Genomic DNA, 23,710 nt, shown 5'->3' on the forward strand with positions numbered 1-23,710 from the left:
CCGGTTTCGATTATCATAGCATTCATAATTTATCCAAAAGGAGACAGACAAAATGACAAAGGTAAGCACAGTAGTAACTGCCAAAGAAACAGGAGAACGTTTAAGTCCGAAGGAGGGAATCCAGTTTAAAGCCCGGATTGCCGGACAGCAGGCCGATGTGCAGCTGCAGCCCGAGATAGAATTTCAAAAGATGATAGGTTTTGGCGGCGCTTTCACTGAAGCGGCGGCCTATACTTTATCGCATATGAGTCCGGGCAAACGGGCGGAGGTTATACACCGCTATTTTCACCCTGTTGAGGGATTGAATTACAGTATGGGCCGCGTGCATATTCATAGCTGTGACTTCGCACTCGGCAATTACACCTATGTGCAGGACCATGATACAGAGCTGGCTACCTTTGACATCTCCCATGACCATAAGTGGGTGCTGCCGCTGATCAAGGATGCCATGGAGGTAAAAGGCGGACCTTTCACGATGCTGGCTTCTCCCTGGAGCCCTCCGGCATGGATGAAGACGAACGGGGAGATGAATAACGGCGGTTCGCTGAAACCGGAATACGGGGATGCCTGGGCGCGTTATTATACAAAGTTCATTGAAGCCTACCGCAAAGAGGGCATTCCGGTATGGGCGGTCTCGGTTCAGAATGAGCCGGCAGCTGTTCAGACCTGGGATTCTTGTGTCTACAGCGCGGAAGAGGAACGGGATTTTGTTAAAAATCACCTCGGGCCGGTCATGCACAAAGCGGGATTGGCGGATGTGAATATCGTGATTTGGGACCACAACCGCGATATTATGGTCGAACGTGTAACCCCTATCCTATCCGATCCCGAAGCGGCGCAATATGTATGGGGCAGCGGTCTTCACTGGTACGGCGGTGAGGAATTCGACAAGGTGGCCAAGGTGCATGAGCTTTTCCCGGATAAGCATCTGCTGTTCACGGAAGGCTGCCAGGAGGGCGGCGTACGGCTTGGAGAGTGGTTCACAGGAGAACGCTACGGGCGGAATATGATCGGTGATCTTAACGCCTGGACCGAAGGGTATTTGGACTGGAATCTGGTGCTGGATGAGACTGGAGGACCAAACCATGTAGACAATTTCTGCGATGCTCCGATCATTGCCGATACGACGACGGACGAGGTGCACTATAACAGCTCTTATTATTACATCGGGCATTTCAGTAAATTTATCGCTCCGGGTGCTGTGCGGATCGGGCTGGAATCTACTGCAGAAGGTGTGCTTTCCACAGCTTTCCGCAATCCGGACGGCAGCATTGCCGTGGTGCTGATGAATGAGAGCGAGGAAGAACGTTCCCTGACCCTGGGTCTGGGTGAAGAGCTGGCTGAATGCCGGCTTGCGCCGCACTCCATCGTCACGCATGTCCTCTCGTAGGTCAGCATAAGCTCACAAAACTAAAGCAAATGCTTCCGAAGCGAATTTTGTACGAAGTCAATTCAGGAGGCATAAGCACACAAAACTAAAGCAAATGCTTCCGAAGCGAGTTTTGTACGAAGCTAATTCAGGAAGCATAAGCTCACAAAACTAAAGCAAATGCTTCCGAAGTGAGTTTTGTACGAAGTTAATTCAGGAAGCATAAGCTCACAAAACTTTTAGGAGGGCTTGTCATGAGCAAATCTTATTTTGATGCAGGCAAATTTGTGATGGAGCAATTTCACGAGAGCAAGCCGTTTGCCAGCTTTTTGCCCGGGCTCGCGGGACTCAAGGGAATTCCGATGTGGACCTTCTATGTCAACCGGGGCCAAGGGGTCTGCAGCTTCGGGGTACGGGATAAAAACTCGCCGATCATGGAATTTTCTCCGGCGAATATTTCTTATAAAAATGTAGCGTCTTCCGGCTTCCGCACGTTCATCAAGCTGGGCAATACACCGGAAATTTATGAGCCGTTCCAGTCGGCACGTCCTGATCCAGCAGCCAAGCGGACCATGACCATCCTGCCGAACGGGCTAACCATTGAGGAAGCTCATGCCGGGCATGGATTAAAGACGACCGTACACTACTTTAACCTGCCAAATGATGATTACGCCGCGCTTATCCGGCGGGTGGAAATCGAAAATACAGGCACTGAGAAGCTGGAGTTTGAGCTGCTGGACGGGTTGCCGGAGATTCTGCCTTACGGTGTGGAGAACAGCGGCTACAAGGAAATGGGCAACCTGCTGCGCAGTTGGATGGATGTATACAACCTGGAGAATGGCATTCCATTCTACAAGCTGCGCTCCAGCACGAATGATGATGCGGAAATCAGTGAAATCAATAACGGCCATTTCTATCTTTCCTTCACAGCAGAGGGGGAAATGCTGGCGCCGATTGTAGATTTCGAGCTTGTGTTTGGTGGAAATACCTCGCTTGCCTACCCGGACGGCTTCGCCGGACAGCCGCTTGCAGTGCTGCTGGAACAGCCGCAATATCCGGTGAACAAGGTGCCTTGCGGCTTCAGCGGTACAGCACGTACGCTTGCTCCCGGCGGCAAGCTGACGCTGAATACGATCATCGGGCATGTCAACGAGATCGGGAAGATCAATCAGAAATCGGCAGAGATCTGCCGCGAGGAGTATATTACATCCAAGGCGCAGGAGGCAGCCAGCCTGACCGAGGGGCTGACGGCGGATATCGCCACCCATACCTCCTCAGCAGTGTTCGATGCCTACTGCCGGCAGTCCTATCTCGACAACTTTCTGCGCGGCGGCTATCCGTTTATCTTTGACAACGGGGGAGACGGCTTTGTCGTACATCTATACTCGCGCAAGCACGGCGATATGGAGCGGGATTATAATTTCTTCTCTCTGGCACCGGAATATTATTCCCAGGGCAACGGGAATTTCCGCGATATGAACCAGAACCGGCGCAACGATGTATTTTTCCATCCGCAGGTCGACAGCTTCAACATCAAAATGTTCTACAGCCTGATTCAGGCGGACGGCTATAATCCGCTCAGTGTGCAGGGAACCAGCTTTGAAGTGCTGCCGGAGAACGCGGAGAAGCTGACCGGCTGGATTGCCGAAGCAGCAGCCGATCACCGGGAGGAGCTCGTGAAGTTATGCGCAGGCCGCTTCACACCGGGCCGCCTGATCAATTACATCGCCGACCACAACGTTACGCTGAAGGTAGACGAACAGCAATTGCTCAGCGGTGTGCTTGCCCTGTCGCAGCAGAATATAGAGGCTGCCTTTGGCGAAGGCTTCTGGTCCGACCACTGGACGTACAATCTTGATCTGGTCGAAGGTTATCTGGATGTATTCCCGGATCAACAGCAGGAGCTTCTGTTCGGGGATGAATCCTACACGTTCTATGACAGTCCGGCTTATGTGCTTCCGCGCAGCGAGAAATATGTGCTGAGCGGCGGGAAGGTCCGGCAGTACGGTTCGCTGCTGGAGGACGAGGAGAAGCTGCACAGACTGCAGCGCAAAGCCGGAGATACCCACTGGCTGCGCACGGAAGGCGGGTTCGGGGAGATTTACCGCACGAATCTGTTCGTGAAGATGATCTCACTTGCCTTGAACAAATTTGCGACCCTTGATCCGTACGGCATGGGCGTGGAAATGGAGGGCAACAAACCAGGCTGGAATGATGCCATGAACGGGCTGCCCGGATTATTTGGTTCAGGGATGAGTGAGACGTTCGAGCTGAAACGGATGATCCTCTTCTTACTGGAAGCGCTGGAGAACGGGGGGGACGGCACCGAAGCTGTAGCGCTTCCGGTGGAGATGGCGCTGCTGCTGGAGCGGGTGCATCAAGCCGTGACAATTATGCTTGCTGGCGGGACCAGCCAATTTGGCTACTGGGATACTGTGGCTTCGGCACGTGAAGCTTACCGGGAGAGCATCCGGTTCGGAATTGCCGGTGAATTGGCCGAGGTCACACTTGCCGTCATCCGTGAGGCGCTTGGCAAATTCCTGCTCAAAATTAACGAAGGCATTGATAGAGCCGTAGAAATGGGCGGCGGGCTTGCTCCAACTTATTTCCGGTTCGAGGCCGTGCGCTTTCAGCCGGTGACGGATGAGGCGGGTAAACCGGTAATCAGCGGCTACGGCTTGCCGAAGGCTGTGGTGGAAGAGTTCGAGGCCTATGCCCTGCCGTATTTCCTGGAGGGGCCAACCCGCTGGCTCAAAACGCTGGAAAGCCCGGAGCAGGCCAAGGACATCTATACCAGAGTCAAAAATACCGGTCTATACGATCCGGTCACTTCGATGTACCGGACGTCGGTCTCGCTGGAGCAGGAGTCGAACGATATCGGGCGGATACGGGCGTTTACTCCGGGCTGGCAGGAGCGGGAGTCCAATTTCCTGCATATGTCCTATAAATATTTGCTGGAGCTGCTGAAATCAGGGCTGTACGAGGAGTTCTTCAGTGAAATGAAGACTTCGCTGATTCCGTTCCTCGATCCGGCTGTATACGGGCGCAGCACCCTGGAGAATTCCTCGTTCATAGCTACGGGCGGAAATCCGGACCCGGGTACTCATGGCCGGGGATTTGTAGCCAGACTCAGCGGTTCCACCGCAGAGTTCCTGAGCATGTGGAGAACGATGATGGCCGGAAGCCGTGTGTTCACAGTAGAGGATGGTGAATTGACGCTGGCACTTGCACCGGCACTGCCGGGCTGGCTGTTCGATGAACAGGGCAATCTGTCGTTCACCTTCCTGGGGGGCACGGAGGTCACCTATCACAACCCCAAACGGGCCGATACCTTTGGGGCAGAGCGGGCGGTGATCCAGAACCTTACACTGGTCTACCGTGACGGGACCGTTACCCCTATTTCGGGAGTGCTGCTGCGCGGTGCGGAAGCTGAAGACCTGCGCCGGGGAGAGATTGTGGCGATCCGTGCAGTTATGGGTTAAAGAGACTGTGCAAATGAGGAAGGCTGAAAAGGCCTTTCTCTTTTTGTATAAAATATCTTAAATCTCGTCCTTATCCGAAAAATGAGCCCCTAAATATGAAAATTGCGGCCTTTCCGGGAAAGCGGAATACAATTACAATAAATACATAGAGCTGTAAGCGCTTTAAATATAGATAGATTGGTTTTGGAGGTCCATATCATGGAGAACAAAAGAGGCGACGGAATAAATCCGGCGAAACGTCCGCTGATTCCTGCGGCAATCGAAACCGGTTTTGGTAACAAACGGCCACTCTGGAGGAGATTTCTGGCCCAGCGCCATCTGCAGACAATGGCATTGCTCGGCGTGGTCTGGATGATCATTTTCAACTATATTCCAATGTACAGCATCATCATCGCTTTCAAGGAGTACAACATCGTCAAGTCGATTTCCGAGGCCCCCTGGGTAGGTCTTACCCACTTTAGGGAGTTTCTAGCGGATGATAATTTTGGGAATGTCATGAAAAACACCCTGGGAATCAGTTTAATCAAGCTGTTTGTCGGTTTTCCTTTGCCGATCATATTCGCACTTTTTCTGAATGAAGTCCGTTCGATCCGGTATAAGAAAACCATTCAGACGATTTCCTACCTGCCGCATTTTCTTTCCTGGGTAGTGCTCGGCGGGATTCTCGCCACATGGCTGGCGGATGTCGGGATCATCAACCATATCTTGATGGGGCTTCACTTAATCGACCAGCCCATTACTTTCTTGGCTGAGCCCAAGTATTTCTGGACCATCATCATCACCTCTGATATTTGGAAAGAGCTTGGCTGGTCAGCTATCATCTATCTGGCAGCGATCGCCGGTGTATCTCCCGAGATGTATGAAGCAGCGACGATTGACGGAGCCGGAAGGTTCCAGAAGATGTGGTATGTTACTTTGCCATCGATCAAATCGACGATCAGCATCCTGTTTATTCTTGCGGTCGGCGGTGTGATGAACTCCAACTTTGACCAGATTCTGGTCCTGCGCAATTCGCTTAATGACAGCAGAAGTAATGTAATTGATTATTATGTTTACCAGACCGGCCTACTTTCGGCGCGTTTCTCTTATTCTGCTGCTATCGGGCTGTTCAAATCAGTTATCGCTCTTATTCTGCTGCTGATTGCCAATCGAGTAACCAAAAAAATCAACGACACATCGTTGTTTTAGGCCAAGGAGGACCTGCACATGTTTGCACTGAATCGCAAAACAAAGGGCGAAGTCATCTTCGATCTAGCCAACAATGTCTTCATGTTATGTATATGTTTCATTACCCTATATCCTATCTGGTACGTGCTGATCAACGCCTTTAACGATGGCAAAGACGCCATGCTGGGCAATATTTACTGGTGGCCGCGCATGTTCACCTTTAAGAACTTCGAGGCGGTATTCGCAAGCCCCGGCATCATGCGGGCCATGTGGATTACCGTGGCTAAGACCGCAATCGGTGTAGTCGCCCATGTATTCTTTACAGCCATGGTAGCTTATGCGCTTTCCCGCAAGGATCTGATCGGAGGCAAAATTTATATTCTGATGGGTACAGTAACTCTCTTCTTTGCGGGGGGGCTCATTCCAAGCTATCTGCTTATGCGGGATCTGCATCTACTAGAGAACTTCTGGGTTTATATTATTCCAGTGTTGTTCAGCTTCTATGATCTAATCATCCTGATGACCTTCTTCAGGGAAATTCCAGACGGATTGGAAGAGGCGGCCCGGATTGACGGGGCCAATGACTGGTCGATTTTCCTGCGGATTATACTGCCGGTATCCATGCCCGTCCTTGCTACGATTGCGTTGTTCCATGGTGTGTATCAATGGAATGACTATTTTACAGGGATGATTTACATCAACAATGAGAGTATGCAGCCCATTCAGACCTATTTGTACCGTGTGGTGGCCCAGTCCAGTTCAAACCAGATGATGGTTGCCGTTCAGGGCAGCGCCCTTACCAAAACGGTAACGTCACAGTCGATTAAATTAGCGACTATGGTGGTCACTACACTTCCAATTGTATTCGTATACCCGTTCCTGCAGCGTTATTTTGTCAAGGGAATGATGATTGGCTCGATCAAGGGCTAAAAGTGACCTGTAAAACAAAGCTTCGGCACACCAAGGTAACTCCTCCAGTCGTTTCGCAACGGTTCTGGGGTTATAGCTAATAATTACACATTCTCAGAAAAGGGGTAAAAAAGCATGGGAATAAAACGTAAGCCAAAGAAAATGGTGCTTCTGCTGCTGACATTAATCATGTCACTTTCAACAGCAGCCTGTTCCAGCGGCAATGGTGAGAAGAATAACGAGGGTAAGGCTAATAACGGGAAAGCGGCCAATGCGTCAGCAACAGCAGAGGCGACCAAAGCGCCCGTATCTGCGGATGAACCCGGATGGAAGTCCGATACTTCTCCGATTACCTTTGACTGGTATCTAAATTTCGCCTGGTTCCCTAATAAATGGGGTGTAGATCCAACCTCCCAATATATTACCAAAAAAACCGGTGTAGATATTAACTTCATCGTTCCTGCAGGTAATGAAAATGAAAAACTGAATACCCTTATGGCTTCCGGTAAGCTGCCCGACTTCATCACGCTGGCCTGGAACGAAGATGCTGTTAAGAAAATGATCGAAGGCGAGCTTGTGCTTCCGCTTAATAAGCTGGCTGATGAATATGACCCTTATTTCTACAAAGTATCCGATCCAGACAAATTAGGATGGTATACGCAAGCGGATGGTAATGTTTACGGCTATCCTAATGCTTCCTCTTCTCCAGCCGACTACGAGAAATATGGCGATAAATATGTATCCAACCAAACCTTTGTTGTCCGCAAGGATATGTATGAAGCTATCGGCAGCCCAGACATGCGCACACCGGAAGGATTCCTGAACGCACTGAAGGCTGCAAAAGAGAAATTCCCTGATATCAATGGACAACCGATGATTCCGCTGGGTCTGCATGAGTTTACCGCAACCGGTAACGATTCGTTGGAGCAATACATTCAGAACTTCCTGGCTATTCCAAGAGAAAAAGACGGCAAGCTGTACAACCGCGAGACAGATCCTGAATATATCAGATGGATGAAGACACTTCGCCAAGCTAATCAGGACGGACTGCTGGCCAAGGATATCTTTATCGACAAACGTCCGCAAATGGAAGAAAAAATTGCTCAAGGACGTTACTTCGCAATGCTGTATCAACGTACCGACTTTGCAACACAGCTTGGTACACTGTATCAGCAAGATCCGAATAAAATCTATATCGCTGTAGACGGACCGGCTAACACGAACCTGGATGCGCCTACGCTGAACGGGCCTGCTATTTCCGGCTGGACAGTCACCCTTATCTCCAAAGATGTGAAGGATAAAGCCCGTGCCATCAAGTTCCTCAGCTACCTGAACAGTGAGGAAGGCAATAAAGACCTTTATTTAGGGGAAAAAGGTGTGAGCTACGATACCATCGATGGCAAAGATCAATTCAAACCCGAAGTATTTGAACTGATGAATAAAGACCGTTCTGCATTCGACAAGAAATACGGCTCCTCTTTTACCTTCTGGATGCTGATGAATACCAATATTACAGATCAATGGACACCTAAATCAGTAGAGCCTTTCAAACAGCTTGAAGACTGGACCCGGGGAAAAACACACAGTATCTCCGAGTTTGACCAGATTGATCCATTGGCCAACTCTCCAGAAGGGATTATATTAGCCAAAGTTAAAGAGCTGCGCAGCAAAACACTGCCGAAGCTGCTGATGGCTTCTTCGGACGGGGAATTTGACAAAATTTGGACAGAGTACATCGACAAACAAAAAGATCTGGGCCTTGAAAAGGTGCAGGCTTTCCAACAAACGAAATATGAAGAGAACAAGAAGAAACTCGGCATAAAATAGTAAGGTTCAAAACGCCCGCTGACCGCGGGCTTTTGGGCGTTTAAAATAAGTAGTCGTACTAACGGTGAGGTGAACGTTACAGCGTGAAACTGGGCAAGCGTACTCGGGATATATGGGAGTCATTTTTTTATTGGTGGGGGAGGCGTTCACTGCAAAGCCGCTTAATCGCCGCATATATTTTTATTATTTTGGGCCCCTGTTTAATGGTGTCCTTTTATTCGTATAAGGCGATCAACAATACTTACTTCAAGGATGCTATCGACAAGAACAGCTATCTGCTGCAGATGGAGAAGCTGCATATCAATAATCAGGTCGAAGCGATGGAACGTGCGGTTCAAATGGCCTATGAGGATAAGGAGGTAAAGGATTATCTGGCAAATACGGAAGAACCGGATCTGGTAGAGTTAGTAGATTTTAACACCAATGTCTTTACGAATATTACACGCATCCAATTTAACAATCCGAACATCGAACACTTGCGCTTGTATTCGAATAGTAATGTTCATGAGATTTCGCCCATTATCTTCCGTGAAAGCCGTGTAGCCTCTGAGCCTTGGTACCAGAAAGCAGAAAAGCTGAAGGGGAAGTTTTCGTGGTCTTTTCTAAATAGTGACCGGGATCTGCTGGAGCGTTATTACGGACAAAAACCAAAGCTTGTGCCAAAAGTATCGCTGCTGCGTGAAATGAGTATTCCAGCGGATAACCATATCGGGATGGTTCAAGTCGACATGCTGCTGGAGCGGTTTACGCCTAAGACTTATACAACTGTACAGGATAGCCAATCTCAAATGTTTCTGGTTGATGGGGAGATGCAGCTGTTTACGCGGCCAGACCACTCTTTTCTGCAAGAGAACAGGAAGATGGCTGCAGCAATTACGGAACGTCTGCAATCGTATAATAAGACAGGGAATTGGGATATTCACTATACGGAGAACGGGAAGTCTTTTCTGTTTATTAACACTCCGCTGGAACGGGTTGATGCGCACCTGCTTAATGTAGTCTCCATGGAAGGCGTCATGAAGGAGATTTCACATACACGGAATTTAATTATCGGCGTTAACATCGGTTTTATTATATTAGTGACCGTTATTGCTTACGTGCTTAATGCATTTATTCTTAAGAACTTGCGCCGCTTGACCGAAACGATGAAAAAAGTGCGTAGAGGTGAGGCATACACGGGGATTACGATCCGGGGCGGGGGGGAAGTGGGCGAACTCGCGCATCATTTCTCAAAGCTGATGAGCACGATTAATACATTAGTTGCTCAGGCCGTACAAAAGCAAGCTCTATCCAAGGAGGCTGAGCTTCGTACATTACACAACCAGATCGATGCCCATTTTCTGTATAATACACTCGAAAATATTAAAATGCTGGCTGAAATGGAGAATCAGCGTACGATCTCCGATGCACTGACCTCGCTCGGCGGCATGATGCGTTATAATTTCAAATGGTCTGGCGAGTATGTGAAGCTGCGTGATGAAGTCCGCCATATCGAAAATTACATTGAAGTGATGAATATCCGCTTCGAGTATCCTATTGTTTTGAAGCTTCGCATTGAAGCTCACTATTTAGAGCTGGAGGTGCTGAAGATGTCTTTGCAGCCTATAGTTGAGAACAGTGTTAAGCATGCCTGGACCGGAGATAAAGAGGAAATGAAGGAGAGAATTATCTGTATTGATATCTCGGAATCCGAAGGCGATATCTTTATAGCTGTCCATGATAATGGGATCGGGCTTACGGCGGAGCGGTTGGCCACTTTGAACGAGAGCGTGTACGCTGTCAAAGAAGAACAGCCGGCTGCAAGCTTTAGCGGTACGGGAGCCAATAATCCTAGAGCAAGCGGAATCGGGCTAAGGAATGTGCACCAGCGGCTGCAGCTGTTTTATGGCGGCGCTTACGGGCTGGAAGTGCAGAGTGAGCCAGGGAAATGGACTACGGTCTTCATGACGCTGCCTAAAGTTCTTTTGACGGGGGATAAACAACCATGATGAAACTGCTGATTGTAGATGATGAAAGAATGATCCGCCAGGGCCTGCAAGCGATGATCGAAAGGGAATATCCGTCGCAGTATAGTATTGCGCTGGCAGGTAATGGTGCGGAAGCGCTGGAGCTGTTCAGGCAGGAACACAGAGAAATTATTATTACGGATATCCGCATGCCGGTCATGGATGGCATTGCACTGCTGGAGCACTTGTCTGCGGAGGCAGCGCCGGGTGAAGACCCGGCTGTTGTCATCCTGAGCGGCTATGATGATTTTGAATATGCCAAAAGTGCCATCCGCTACCGTGCCAAGGATTACTTGCTAAAGCCTATCCGCCGGGATGAGCTGTTCAGTATTCTGGAGCAAATCGTTCAGGAGAAGAAGGAGCGTGAGTCCGGCGTCCACAGACTGGAGCTGGAAACGGAGGGTTTCCGCAGGGAGCTGCGTTCGGCCCGTTTGAAGGGACTGCTGATGCCGCAGAAGGTGCAGCCATCGTCCGAACAGCAAGAGGAACTGGGCCGGTTGGAGCTGCCTTTTACAGTTGGTGTACTGAATTATTATTACAGTAACGGTGCGCGAATGAAGCCGGAGGAAGTGCAGGGGATGGCCGAACGGCTGGTCGGTCCGCTGGAACAGAAATTTATCGAGATTCTGACGGATTGGGAGGGGAAGCTGGTGCTGGTCGGCAGCGGCAGGGAAGGTTTTCTGGAGCTGTCCCGGCAAGCCGGGGCCAGGGAGCTGAAGGGGCTGCTCATTGGTATAGGCAGCACAGGCCGCAGTCCGGAGGAATTCCAGACCTGCTACAAAGAAGCCTGCCGTGCGCTGCAATATACTTTCCTGTGTCCGCAGGCAAGCTTTATGGATTATACCGATATCCAGGCCGACCGGCTTAGCTTTCCGTCACCGGACGAAGAACTGCGCAAGCTGCTCAACATGCTGGGCACAGACCGTGAGAAGGAGATCAGGAATCTCCTGGGCGTTATTTTTCAGATCGAGCATTTGCCGCAATTGGATTTGGCTTACCTGGAGAGTGTGGGCCAGAGTATGAATGAACGTGTGCTGGATGAGGTGTTCCGGGTACACGGAGAGGCCTCCGTAGAGGTACTGAAGCTGTATCGTACGGTCGGTGATTTGTACAATTACCGCCATTTCCATGACTATTACCGTGCACTGGAGCATTTGCTCATCAGTATAAACGATTATATTATAGGCATTAGGACTGCTCATAGTGAACATGCCGATATGGAAGAGGCACTGACTTACATCGAGGAGCATTATTCCCGCCCGCTGAATATGGCGATGGTCAGTAATTACGTTTCGCTTAGCTATTCCTATTTCAGTGAAGCCTTTAAGGCTTATACCGGCGAGAGCTTTGTCGTATACTTGAAAAAAGTCCGCATCCGCCATGCAAAGAAACTATTGTCCGAAAACCGCATCAAGCTGGCGGAGGTGTCTGAGGCTGTCGGGTTCGAGAACAGCAAGCAGTTTGCCCGCGTATTTAAGGAACTGGAGGGCATCTCCCCGGGGGAATTCCGGATGAAGCAGCTGGAGAGGACGCCTTCCCGTGCGGATAACAAGGAATTCTATTAGCTGTTTGGAGGGTTTAAAGTGGAAGAAATACAAGGGAATTTGATTACGGTTGAGACGCTTGCGGCAGATCTCCGGAAGCTGGGAGTAACCGAAGGTATGACTTTGCTGCTGCATTCGTCCTTTAAATCGCTGGGCCAGTGGGTAGCCGGCGGACCGGTGGCGGTTATTCTCGCCCTGGAGCAGGTGCTGGGAGAGGAAGGGACGCTCGTGATGCCTACCCATTCCTCCGATCTCACCGATCCGGCCGGCTGGAGCAATCCGCCGGTGCCCAAGGAATGGTGGCAGAGTATCCGGGAGCAGATGCCGGCCTATGATCCGGACATGACGCTGCTGAGGGGAATGGGGATCATACCCGACTGCTTCCGCAAGCAGAAGGGGGTTAGGCGCAGCAGCCATCCGATCTATTCCTTTGCCGCATGGGGGAAACACCGGGATATGATTATTGACAGCCATGCGCTGGATTTTGCCCTGGGGGAGCATTCTCCCCTCGCCCGGATCTATGATCTGAATGGAAGCGTGCTGCTGCTCGGGGTGGATCATGTCAACAATACCTCACTTCATCTGGCCGAACACCGGGCCAGTTATGCCGGGAAGCAGGAGGTCACCGCCGGAGCGCCAATGAGGGTGGACGGAACCAGACAATGGGTGGAATTCAGAGATTTCAACTGGGATTCGGATGACTTCGCAGCGCTTGGCGAGGAATTTGGCCAAGTTACGGGGCGCATTACATATGGTATGATTGCCGCCTCGGCAGCTCAGCTGATTCCGCAGCAGGAGATTGTTGATTATGCGGTGAAGTGGCTGGAGAAGAAGCGGAATCTTTCCGCCGGAATGAATGAAGCACGAACAATCTGAGCCAGGAAAAGGAGAAGCGAACATGGGGACGACAACAATATATCTCACGCGGCATGGACAGACGGAGTGGAATGTCCAGCAGCGGATGCAGGGACATCAGGATTCGCCGCTTACGCCGCTTGGCGTGCAGCAGGCGGAATGGTTGAACCGTGGATTAAACAAGGTACAGCTTGATGCCGTCTACGCAAGCTCCAGTGAGCGGACCCTGCGGACGGCAGAGATTATCCGCGGAGAACGGACGGTCCCGGTAATCGCCTGCGATGAATTCAAGGAGATCCGAATGGGCGTGTGGGAAGGCTGCGAGTCTGCGGAAATTGAGCTTGCTCATCCGGAGCAGCATCATCATTTCTGGAAAGACCCGGAGAAATTCTCTGTTGAAGGCAGCGAGACGTTCCGGGAGGTGCAGGAACGGGCACTGCGGAAGCTTCTGGAGATTGTGGACAAGCATGAAGGGCAGACTGTACTCATTGTTACGCATACTGTAGTGATTAAGGTGCTGATGGCCCATTTTGAAGGCAGGGCAATGAAGCAGCTATGGGATCTGCCCTATATTTATCCGACCTGCCTGTGCAGAATTGATATTACGGACGGTGTGCCGGAAATTGTGCTGCATGGAGATACGAGCCATTATGAAACAAGCGAAGCCGGAATGGAATCCTAGCTGATTCGTGATTTGTGTTCCCGTAGATTATTAATCGAATAGAAGCGGCCAACAGGCGATGATCCGGGAATCCGGCATCGCCTGTTTCCGGTGGGCTGATCTGAATGTTGACCTGAATATATTGAAATATCTGTTCGTCACTGTTCGGCGATTGCGTTTTGTGCTACAAAGGTCCCGCCGCTCTGCCGGGTCTTAGCTTCAAGTGCGGACAGGTCGCCGTCCAGCGCCTTCAGGCCCGGGAGCAGCAGCGCCAGTCCGGCGCAAAGGAGAGGAAGCAGCCCGGCGGCCAGGAACAGTGCTGGCACGCCGTAAAGCTCGGCGACGGCTCCGCCTGCAAAAGCGCCAAAGGGCTGCAGGCTGCCGCCGATCAGGAAGCGGATCGAGTTGACCCGGCCCTGCAGGTTGCCGGGAACCAGCCGGCCATGCAGGGAGGAGCTTAACGAGCCGAAGAAGGGGCCCAGGGCTCCAGCGGCGAATACGGCAGCGAGCGCAAACGGAAAGCTCGGAATCAGGCCCCATAGCGCAGTGGAGAGCCCGATGGCTCCCAGGCTGCCCAGCATCACGAAACGTCTTCGTTTGATTTCACCCAGCAGGGAAATTATGCCGAGTCCGGTTAAGGTTCCAAGTGCGGAAGCTGTTGTTAGTGTACCCATAGCCGCCGCGTCACGGTGGAGTACCTCGCGTACATAGGGAACCATCATAGTCCAGACGGCAACGGAGCTTAAGTTGCTGATGGAGGCCATCATCATAATGGTCAACATCGCCGGAAACTGCTTGTAGAAGGTGAAGCCTTCGGCAATCTCCCGCATATAAGCCGGTATGGAGAAGGTGCCGGAGCGCGGCGATGGCTTCGGCATCTTCGGCAGGCACAGCAGGGTGGCTATAGCAGCGGTATAACAAACCGCGTTGATGCCAAGCGCCGGCAGGGCACCGCTGGCGGCGGTCAATACACCGGCCAGCGCCGGACCCAGCAGCACGGCTGCGCCCTTGCAGCCGTCGATAATGGCGAAGGCGCGCACCAGCTTCCGGCTGTCGGCGACGCCGGGAATCACTGCCATGGCCGTCGGCATGAACAGCGCGGCGCAGGCCCCGCTGAGGCTGGCGGCGGCGAAGAGATGCCAGAGCTCCAGCTTCCCGGCCAGGCCCATGCCCAGCGGCAGCGCAATCGCCAGCAGGCGGATAGCCGCCAGGCAGGCCATGAAGCGCACGCGGTGCAGCCGGTCGGACAGCGGCGAGCCCAGCAGGCGCAGAAGCAGCTCCGGAATGCCGGAGCTGAGGGCCAGTGCCCCCATAGCCAGCTTGGAGCCGGTCAGCTCGTAGACCAGCCATTCCATGGCCAGCAGGCCAAAAGCATCCCCGAAGGCGCTCAAAGATATGGTGGACAGCAAACCATAATAGCTGCGTTTTTTCACAGGATGTACTCCCCTTTCAAGGCAAACCTTACTAGATCAGTTCCAATCACTGCATCAGCTCTCCAGGTAGGCCCCGATCTGATGAGGCAGATTGTCCAGTGCTTCAAGGCGCAGACTGTACGATACGCTTTTTCCGCTGGAGTGGACAATGACGAGACCAGCTGCGCGCAGAGCGATAAGATGATAATGAATCGTGCTTTTGGACAGGCCGACCTGCTTGACGATCTCGGTGAAGTTCAGCTGTTTGCCTGCAAGCAGGCGGAGAATGTACAGCCGCGTCTCATCGGACAGCGCCCGGGTAAGCCGGAGCAGTGCGGGAGCCGGACGTCCTTCTTCCGGAGGAAGAACATCACAGGAGTAGCTGGTAAATACAAATTCATCGTACATAGCGGAAGTAACCAGAGGCCGGGGATGATATTGCGGAATAATAATCACCTGCTTCAGCTGCTCGGCAGGATACAGCCGCATGCCCTCGGTTGCCTGTTCGAAGACCTCCATATCATTCCCGCCGTTCAGCATCGCCCGTCTGGCTTCAGCCTCCCGGCCTAACCCTTCAAGGATTTCGGGATTGATTCCACTGAAATAACCTGCATCCCAGGCACGCAGAATTTCAGAGGTGAAGTTCCGCAGCTCATCAAGATTGGACGGGACGGATTGTCCGAAGCGTCCGGCAATCTCAAACAGCTCACCCGCAGACAGATCCTCGAACCAGTGCATAAAGCCGCTGACCGAACGGTCCCCCGGACAACTCCAAATATACGGCGCCAAACTGAAATCCTCGACAAGGGTAATAATCTCCCGCATTCTCTGGAGCTGCACCGGTGCAAATCTGGCCTGGACCTCACGGACCCAGAGCTTTCCTCCATCCATGGCATTATGATTCTGCTTCCAGAGAAAAGCGTTCAGGCTGGCGATACATTCATACATGGGCGCAAAGTCGACTTCTACTTTGTACATTGTTGGGGTTCCTCATTTCCTTCTGTAAATGTGTGTGGCAAGATAATTGTTCTATAAATATAGAACTATATATTTGTTTTATTATATGCGAACTAAATAATAATTTCAATATAAAGGAAAAATAAAAAAAGGCGGTTCCGCCGGACGCCATTTGCGCCTTTGGAACCGCCTTTTTATGCTGCTGTAAAAGTTGTCTTAGCTTAGTTGATGAACTGAAGGGACTTCAGAGTCTTCTCCAGCATGGTAACTGCTTCCGCGCGGGTAGCAGACATTTGTGGAGCGAATGAGCCGTCCGCTCTGCCCTGGATGATGCCTGCTGCTGCAATTTCCTCTACCGCACTTTGCGACCATGCGGCAATGTCGGCGGCATCGCTGAATTTCGCAAGCCGGGCCGGATCGGCAGTTAAGGTTGCCCCGGTGTACTTCATCGCCTTTGACAGAATGGAGGCCATTTCCTGACGGGTAATTGGACTGTTCGGTTTAAAGCTGCCGTCTGTGTAGCCCGTGATCAGGCCCGCTGCGGCTGCCGTGTGAATGGCATCGGCATACCATGCGTTTGCACTGACATCACTGAAGGCTGCTCCGCTGCTTGTAGTCGCAAGGCCAAGGGAGCGTGTGATCAGTGCCGCAAATTCCGCCCGTGTCACCTTCTGGGCAGGGGAGAACGCCGTATTGCTGGTTCCGGTAATGATCAGCTTGGAGGCCAAGAGATCAATGGCCGACTTGGCCCAGTGCCCCGTGATGTCTCCGAATGTTTTGGCTGATTTCACAACCGTGTAATAGCTGTTGCTGTTCCGTTTAATGGTGACATCGGTAGTTCCGTCAGCCTTTGTTGTAAAGAGAGAAGGCACGAAGGAAATTTTGCCCGTTGCCGGATCAAAGGATACCGCTGTTGCACTCTCGGAGTTCAGTTTCCCTGGAGCAGTGATACTCCGCTTCACATAAGTGCTTCCGAAGCTGTTGAGCGGCACGCTGTTAGTTCCCGCTTGTGCGGTAATGCTGAATTCAATGACCGGAGCCGCCAGAGTGACGGAACCGGCTTGGGAAGCCAGCGCCTGATTCACGCTGCTGAGTGTTGCCGGACTTGCCAGTAGCATGGAAACTGTAATCGTAAAGTCGGTGGTGCCAAGCTGCGCAGCCAGTGCTGTTCCGTTCAGGACACTTAACGGAAGCGAGTAGGAAGCTCCCTGTGAAGTGAACGTAAGAACTGTCGCAGGGTTGGTTGCGACCTGCTTGACCAGCACGCTGCCTGGCAGTATAACCTGTACTCCGCCTGCTGTGGCGGTAACCGGAATGACGAGCTCATTGCTGCCGCTAGGCAGTGATGCCAATTTGCCGGTCAGATCAGCTGCTGTAATTGTAGTCACCTGTGGTGCTGCTGACGGTGCCGGTGTTGCACTAGGTGCCGGTGTCGGCGTTGGCAGCGATCCGCCACCAGTGGAAGGTGGTGTTGTTGGCGTCGATCCTTTCAGATCGGTAATACGGCCTTCCGTAGCAGGGTTTACAGTGCCGGATTTTTTCAGATAGTCGGTAAAGACCTCATAATCCGGGAGGTACAGCTCATAGAACCGGCCGTCTGCCTTAGCTGTAGCCAGTGAGCGGTAGAAATCTCCGCCGCCTGCCATGAAGGAGTTCGTGGACAGGATATAGTAAGCTGCAGGGTCAATGGCAACGTAGCTGCCATCGGCTTGTTTAATATCAACCGAAACTATGCGCGCTCCTTCCTGCTCCAGAACGTTTGTAGTTGCATTGATTTTTTCTGCCGGTTTGGTGGAGTCGTAGGTATAGCGCATACCCGAAACCTGTGCGAACCGTCCTTGGTCGGTTTCAAGTCCGCTGACACTGTTCTCCAGAGAATCAATAATCTCTTGGCCGGTTACCTTGAGAGCCACCAGACTGTTGGAGAACGGCATTACAGTCAGCACTTCACCGAGTGTAATGTCTCCCTGATCAATGCCGGCACGGATGCCGCCGCCATTTTGAATAGCGACAAAGCCTTTAATCGTGGATAGATCTTCGGCAGAAATCAGCTTGCTTACCAATTCCTTGGCTTTGGCGTTAATGCCGTCGGCAATGAGATTGCCCAGATTGGTTTCTTCCTTGCGTACAACACGGGTTGTTTTTCCGTCGACAAGTCGTTCATAGACCAGAGGCACATCGGTTTTGCCGACAAGGGTCTGGCGGATTTCCGCAAGCTGCGCGTCATATTTGGCCAGCATTTCCTTAGCGGCCGTATCATCGGCGAACTTGCTTACGTCCAGCAGCTTGCCCGTGTAGTTGGTAATAACGCCGTTGTCGTCGAATTCAACATCCAGTTCGCCGAGGTTCTGGCCATACTCCCCGGTCTGTACAACCAGTGTCGGTTCGCCGTCTTTATTGAAGATTACAGGAGCGTCCAGCTTGGTATGGGTGTGCCCGCCGACAATTACGTCGATGCCCGGCACCTGAACAGCCAATTGCTGATCCATGTTGTACCCCAGATGGGAGACAGCAATGATTTTGTTGATGCCTTGTTCCTTCAGTGCTTTCACTGTGTTCTCTGCGCTTGTTTTGTAATCTTTAAAGGCAATCTTGTCACCTGGTGAAGACAAGCCCACGGTGTCCTCAGTGGTGAGTCCGAATATGCCGATTTTTTCACCATACACATCCTTAATGACCGAAGGATAAATGTGGCCGTCCAGTGCTGGTGTGGCAGTGGTGCCGCCAGTTTGATTTACAAAAATATCCTTCAGCTCGTTATCTTTGCTTGTGAAGTCGATATTTGAGCTGATGAACGGGAACTTGGCCTCATTAATAAACGTTCTTAATGCAGGCAGTCCTTTATCAAACTCATGATTTCCGAAGGTCATAGCGTCATAACCGATATAGTTCATGAATTCAAGATCGGCCAGTCCTTCGAATTTCGTAAAATACAGTGTGCCGGAGAATACATCCCCTGCATCAAGCAGGATGGAGTTCCCGGTCCGTTCTTGCTTGATCGCTGTCATCCGTTTAACTACAGTTTCCAGATGGCTGTGCGTATCGTTGGTGTGCAGAATGCGCAAAGAGAAGTCTTCGTCCGGTGACGGAGTTCCCTTCAGGTCCGTGATACGGCCCTCGACTTCGACATTGACCGGTTTATGCTTGTTCAAATAGGACAAGAGAACTTCGAAATCCGGAAGACCAAGCTCATAATAACGTCCGTCTGCCTTGGCAGCAGCCAGGGCACGATAGAAGTCTCCGCCGCCTGCCATGAAGGAGTTCGTGGACAGAAGATAGTAAGCGCTCGGATCAACCGGTGCGTAGGAGCCGTCAGCCTGCAGGATATCGACGGATACGATACGTTCCCCGGTTTGTGTTACTTTGCCTGTTATGGAATCCACAATTTCAGGTGTTTTCGTGGAATCATACGTGTATTTCATGCCGGAAACCTGAGCAAAACGTCCTTGGTCGGAGCTCAGGCCGCTGACCGAGTTCTCCAGTGAGGAGATGATTTCCGAGCCCGTTACCTTGAGCGCAGCAAGGCTGTTGGCGAAAGGCAGTGTGGTCAGCACTTCGCCCATCGTGATGTCGCCTTTGTCGATGGCTGCACGGATGCCGCCGCCATTCTGGATGGCCACAACGCCCTTAATGGAAGCAAGGTCGCTTTCCGGTACAAAATTCGGCATAAGCTCTTTGACTTTTTCCGCGATACTGTCGGCAATCATGTTGCCGATCGGTGTTTCTTCCTGACGCACAACACGTACAGACTTACCGTCGATGGTGCGGTTGGTGTAGAGGTCGACGTCAGTCGAGCCTACGACTTCGCTGCGGACAGCTGCCAATTCAGCGTCGTAAGGAGCAAGCAAAGCTTTGGCTGCAGCATCCTCGCCGAATAGATTAACATCCAGCAGTTTGCCGTTGTAGGCGAGAATTTCACCGTCTTTATCAAAGGTTACGTCCAATTCGCCGAGGAATTGGCTGTATTCACCGGTCTGCACGATCAGTACATTCTTGCCGGTTCCGGCATTAACAATTGGCGTAGGAGGATTATCCACCTTCGTATGCGAATGTCCGCCAACGATAATGTCAATTCCGGGAACAGCCTTCGCCAGTTCCTGATCCACAGTGTAACCCAGATGGGTAACGGCGATGATCTTGTTAATTCCCTGGTCCTCCAGCATTTTAACTGTGTTTTTGGCGCTTTCCACATGGTTCTTGAAGCTGATTTTATCACCTGGCGATGCCAGTCCAACGGTGTCCTCGGTTGTTAGGCCAAAAATACCGATTTTCTCGCCGTAAATATCCTTGATGACCGCAGGATAAATGTTGCCATCCTTGGCCGTGCTCAGGGACTCGTCGGTTTCCAGCGTTCCGATCGTATTGTGATAGAGCTCCGCGAGTTCACTTTTCTTCGTAGTGAAATCGATGTTGGAGCTGGCGAACGGGAATTTGGCTGCCGTCACGAAGTCCTTCAGCACTTCCGGCTGATCCTTGTTCAGGTCGAACTCATGGTTGCCGAATGTCATCGCGTCATAGCCGATGTTGTTCATGAACTTGATATCTGCCTGCCCCTTGAACTGGGTGAAATATAAGGTGCCGGAGAACACGTCCCCTGCATCCAGCAGCACCGTGTTGCCTGTTCGTTCGCTGCTAATCGCCGACGTGCGTCTGGTTACATTCTCCAGGTGGCTGTGCGTATCATTTGTGTGTAGCACACGCAGGTTGAAAGTGTCGATACCGAAGTCAATTTGAGTCAGCAGCGGGTCATGGTCGCTTACCCGTCCTTCTTCTTCCTGGAAGTCGGCATTGATGTGCACGATGTCGAGTGTGGATCTGGAGGCCAGCTTATTGTTGACCAGCATGTGATCCAGCGTTTGGGAATTGCCCTCATAAATATAGGAGTAGCGCTCTCCCAGAGGCAGGGTGTCGATCAGATTGGTCAATGCGCTGCCCTTCAGGACCTTTAGTGTATTCGAGAACTGGAAGTCATTCAGATCGCCAAGAACGACGATATTGGCATCCGGATTCTTGGTCAGGACATCTGACACGAAGCCATTTACCACGTTGGCGATTTCCGCCCGTTGGGTTTCACTTGCCTTAACCGGAGGCTGTGTGCCGCCATAAAGGCCAGTATCGCCTGTTTTGGAATTGAAGTGATTAGCGATAACCATAACTTTTTCATTGTTAAACATAAATTCGGCCGCAAGCGGCTTGCGGGAACTCTTGAATGCGGAGTGGGTTGGATCAATCCGGCCCGGATTCAGGCTGAGTCCGCCGTCTTTAGTGTAAGCAACTGCTGTTGTTGCGTCACCTTTGCTGGCTGATCCAGCCAGTTTAACGCGTGCAGTGTTGTAAATAAATCCGGCACGGATGTTAGCGCCTGGTGCACCGCCATCCATGTTGTTTGCAGGGGAGATGTCCGTATAAGCATAGACTGGACCGCCTTGTGCTGTGATGGCGTCGATCAGCGCTTTGTAGCTCTCAGCTGCATCGACATTGCCGCTGTCCGCGGCACCGTCGTTGTCCTGGATTTCCAGCAGGCCGATGATATCCGGTGTTTTCAAATTGCTTACAATGGATTTAGCCACATTGTTAATTTTAGTGGAGGAGTTGGATTTGGAGAAATTCTCCACATTAAATGAAGCGACCGTCAATTTGTCCACTTCGGCTGTCAAAGCGGTAGTTTCCCGTTCCTTGGAGGTTCCCGGGTTTACCGCAGGCAGTTCGGCATCCGGACGTACTTTGAAGTTTCCGTAATCATAGCCGAGAATACCAGTGATGTTGCCGGCAAAAACCTGCCCTGTTTTGACCGGGCTGCCTGGTTTCTTGGCAATCAGAATCCGCTGGGGATTATAGTCCGCTCCTGTAAGGACCAGACCGCCCGCCGGAGAGCTGACTTCTGTCGTGCTGGTACCGTTGTTTACGGTAACCGGAATTTCATAATCATAAGGTCCGATAATCTTTGGGGTATTGAGCTGAACGCGCATGCCTTCAAGGCTCTCGTAGAAGTCGAGCGCATATTTGGCAGGTTCAAGCTCTTTGGTCAAACCGGCCGAAATGACAGCAGTGGGAATAGCGCGGCCACCGGTGCCAAGAACGGTAGCAGCGGGAAGAGCATTTCCGGAAGATATGACTTTTGCCTGAGCTGCGGCAATTTCCGTAGTTAGCAGATCGGAGGCACCATCATATCCGCCTTCCTTATATTCCTTGACCGTTCCGTCCACGAGCACGGAATCACCAACCTTCACCTTGTTCCCGGGAAGGTAGACCATGATCGCCTCGGAAGTGCGGACATCGCTGTCTGGCGTCGGGTTCTGGATATAGAAGGTGCTGCCGCTTGTGTAAGTCACAATGCCCGGCACGCCATTCACCAATTGACCAGTATAAGTAGAGGATTGGACAGTGCCCTGGATCTGGGGAATCGTCAGTCCGCTCACTGCGTCTTTCGTTGTATAGTTAAACTGTGAAATATCGCTGTCGGGTTTGCCTTCTTCTTTAGAGAAAGCTTTGATCAGGATACTGTCATCCTGCAGAACAATCGGGGCATTATACCATGCGTAATCTGCTAAGGCGTCAGTGCTGCCATTTGCATATACACTGTAGTATACGCTTGCGGTTACACTGCTAGTAGTAAGGGCAAGTTCAGTTCCCTTGCCCACGAGCAGGCCGGAAGCGATGGATGCGGCAACGGCCGGAGATTTGGGGTCGACTACCCCGGAACCGGAACTGCGCGGATCTGGTGCTTGTGTAGTAATAAAGTCGGTAGAGTTCTGGTTAGTATCTAATCCGCGGTTGCCTGACGGCAATACAAGGGACTGTTGGCGTGTTGCTGCGGTTGCGTTGGTCAGGGCAGGAGCCGCCGCTGTACCCTCAAAAAAGTTAGCAGTGCCGTATCCAATAAGGTCAACCTGGGTATCGGTACCGTCCAATAAATCGACTTTACCGTTGGTGGCACTCAGATTGATAAGCGAAGAAGGGATGAGATCGGGGGTAGGCAAGGCATCTCCAGTATTTCCTCCTGCGCCCATGATCAAATAGTAACCGTTGGCTGGAAGGGTACCGGCGAGAGGGATGTTGTTGGCGCCGAATGATCCGGCACTGCTGGCATATCTAACCTTCCAGCCAGTCAGATCGACAGCTGTATCGGTCGGATTATAAAGCTCAATGAAGTCATTTTTGTACTTGGCTCCGGAGTTTCCTCCGCCGCCATATACCTGAGAGATTACGGGTGAGCTGTTATCCCCGGCCGCAGAAGCGGTCTGTGGTGCGGGCAGGGCAATACCGGTAATGAGCAGCATTGAGAGTGCCGCAGACCACCATTTTCTTTGCCTTGTTGAGATTTTCATTTGTTCGAATCTTCTCCTCTCGTTTACGATAATCACTCAACCTAACCTAACTCTATCATTTGTTCATTAAATGATAGGTTGTCTACCATTAAATATATATTAAACATAGTTTGAATAACATAGAAATATTGGGAATTTCGGTTCAGAGCACAAAAGACGATGATATTTTTCTCGTTCAATCCAAAGAATTGTG

General features: G+C 51.4%; 12 protein-coding genes. 9 read left to right on the forward strand and 3 right to left on the reverse strand.

Annotation, left to right across the window (positions count from 1 at the left end):
- The first annotated feature begins 52 nt into the window (after positions 1-52).
- From NSS79_RS02285 to NSS79_RS02325, 9 genes are all read left to right on the forward strand, one after another.
- A complete protein-coding gene (locus tag NSS79_RS02285) occupies positions 53-1,390 on the forward strand; it encodes a glycoside hydrolase family 30 protein (protein ID WP_342438114.1) in 1,338 nt (445 codons plus the stop codon).
- A 233-nt stretch (positions 1,391-1,623) separates the two neighbouring features.
- Entirely contained in the window at positions 1,624-4,851 is a 3,228-nt protein-coding gene (locus NSS79_RS02290; protein WP_342438115.1) for a cellobiose phosphorylase, read from the forward strand.
- A 198-nt stretch (positions 4,852-5,049) separates the two neighbouring features.
- Positions 5,050-6,039 (forward strand): ABC transporter permease subunit, encoded by a 990-nt coding sequence (locus NSS79_RS02295; RefSeq protein ID WP_342438116.1) that lies wholly within the window; start codon positions 5,050-5,052, stop codon positions 6,037-6,039.
- Positions 6,040-6,057: 18 nt separating this feature from the next.
- A complete protein-coding gene (locus NSS79_RS02300; protein ID WP_076113869.1) occupies positions 6,058-6,948 on the forward strand; it encodes a carbohydrate ABC transporter permease in 891 nt (296 codons plus the stop codon).
- 114 nt (positions 6,949-7,062) lie between these two features.
- Positions 7,063-8,754: an extracellular solute-binding protein gene (locus tag NSS79_RS02305; protein WP_342438117.1), complete on the forward strand. Its 1,692-nt coding sequence runs from the start codon at positions 7,063-7,065 to the stop codon at positions 8,752-8,754.
- A 203-nt stretch (positions 8,755-8,957) separates the two neighbouring features.
- The gene (locus NSS79_RS02310) at positions 8,958-10,742 is read left to right on the forward strand and encodes a histidine kinase (RefSeq protein ID WP_342438118.1); all 1,785 of its coding nucleotides are present in this window, start codon (positions 8,958-8,960) and stop codon (positions 10,740-10,742) included.
- The gene (locus NSS79_RS02315) at positions 10,739-12,325 is read left to right on the forward strand and encodes a response regulator (protein WP_342438119.1); all 1,587 of its coding nucleotides are present in this window, start codon (positions 10,739-10,741) and stop codon (positions 12,323-12,325) included. The genes NSS79_RS02310 and NSS79_RS02315 overlap by 4 nt, the downstream gene beginning before the upstream one ends.
- An 18-nt stretch (positions 12,326-12,343) precedes the next feature.
- Positions 12,344-13,180 carry an AAC(3) family N-acetyltransferase gene (locus tag NSS79_RS02320; RefSeq protein WP_342438120.1) on the forward strand — a complete coding sequence of 279 codons (837 nt, stop codon included), beginning with the start codon at positions 12,344-12,346 and terminating at the stop codon, positions 13,178-13,180.
- 22 nt (positions 13,181-13,202) lie between these two features.
- Complete coding sequence (locus tag NSS79_RS02325) at positions 13,203-13,841, forward strand: histidine phosphatase family protein (RefSeq protein WP_342438121.1); 639 nt, start codon at positions 13,203-13,205, stop codon at positions 13,839-13,841.
- A gap of 137 nt (positions 13,842-13,978) precedes the next feature.
- Here NSS79_RS02325 and NSS79_RS02330 read toward each other — a convergent pair whose 3' ends face one another.
- The 3 genes from NSS79_RS02330 to NSS79_RS02340 all read right to left on the reverse strand — a co-directional run bounded on the left by NSS79_RS02330 (position 13,979) and on the right by NSS79_RS02340 (position 23,517).
- Positions 13,979-15,253 (reverse strand): MFS transporter, encoded by a 1,275-nt coding sequence (locus NSS79_RS02330; protein WP_342438122.1) that lies wholly within the window; start codon positions 15,251-15,253, stop codon positions 13,979-13,981.
- 54 nt (positions 15,254-15,307) lie between these two features.
- Positions 15,308-16,210, reverse strand: a complete 903-nt coding sequence (locus tag NSS79_RS02335) for a winged helix-turn-helix domain-containing protein (RefSeq protein WP_342438123.1) — start codon at positions 16,208-16,210, stop codon at positions 15,308-15,310.
- Positions 16,211-16,410: 200 nt separating this feature from the next.
- Entirely contained in the window at positions 16,411-23,517 is a 7,107-nt protein-coding gene (locus NSS79_RS02340; protein ID WP_342438124.1) for a 5'-nucleotidase C-terminal domain-containing protein, read from the reverse strand.
- Between the last annotated feature and the right edge of the window lie 193 nt (positions 23,518-23,710).

This window comes from Paenibacillus sp. FSL L8-0436, assembly GCF_038593025.1.
Lineage (GTDB): Bacteria > Bacillota > Bacilli > Paenibacillales > Paenibacillaceae > Paenibacillus_AQ.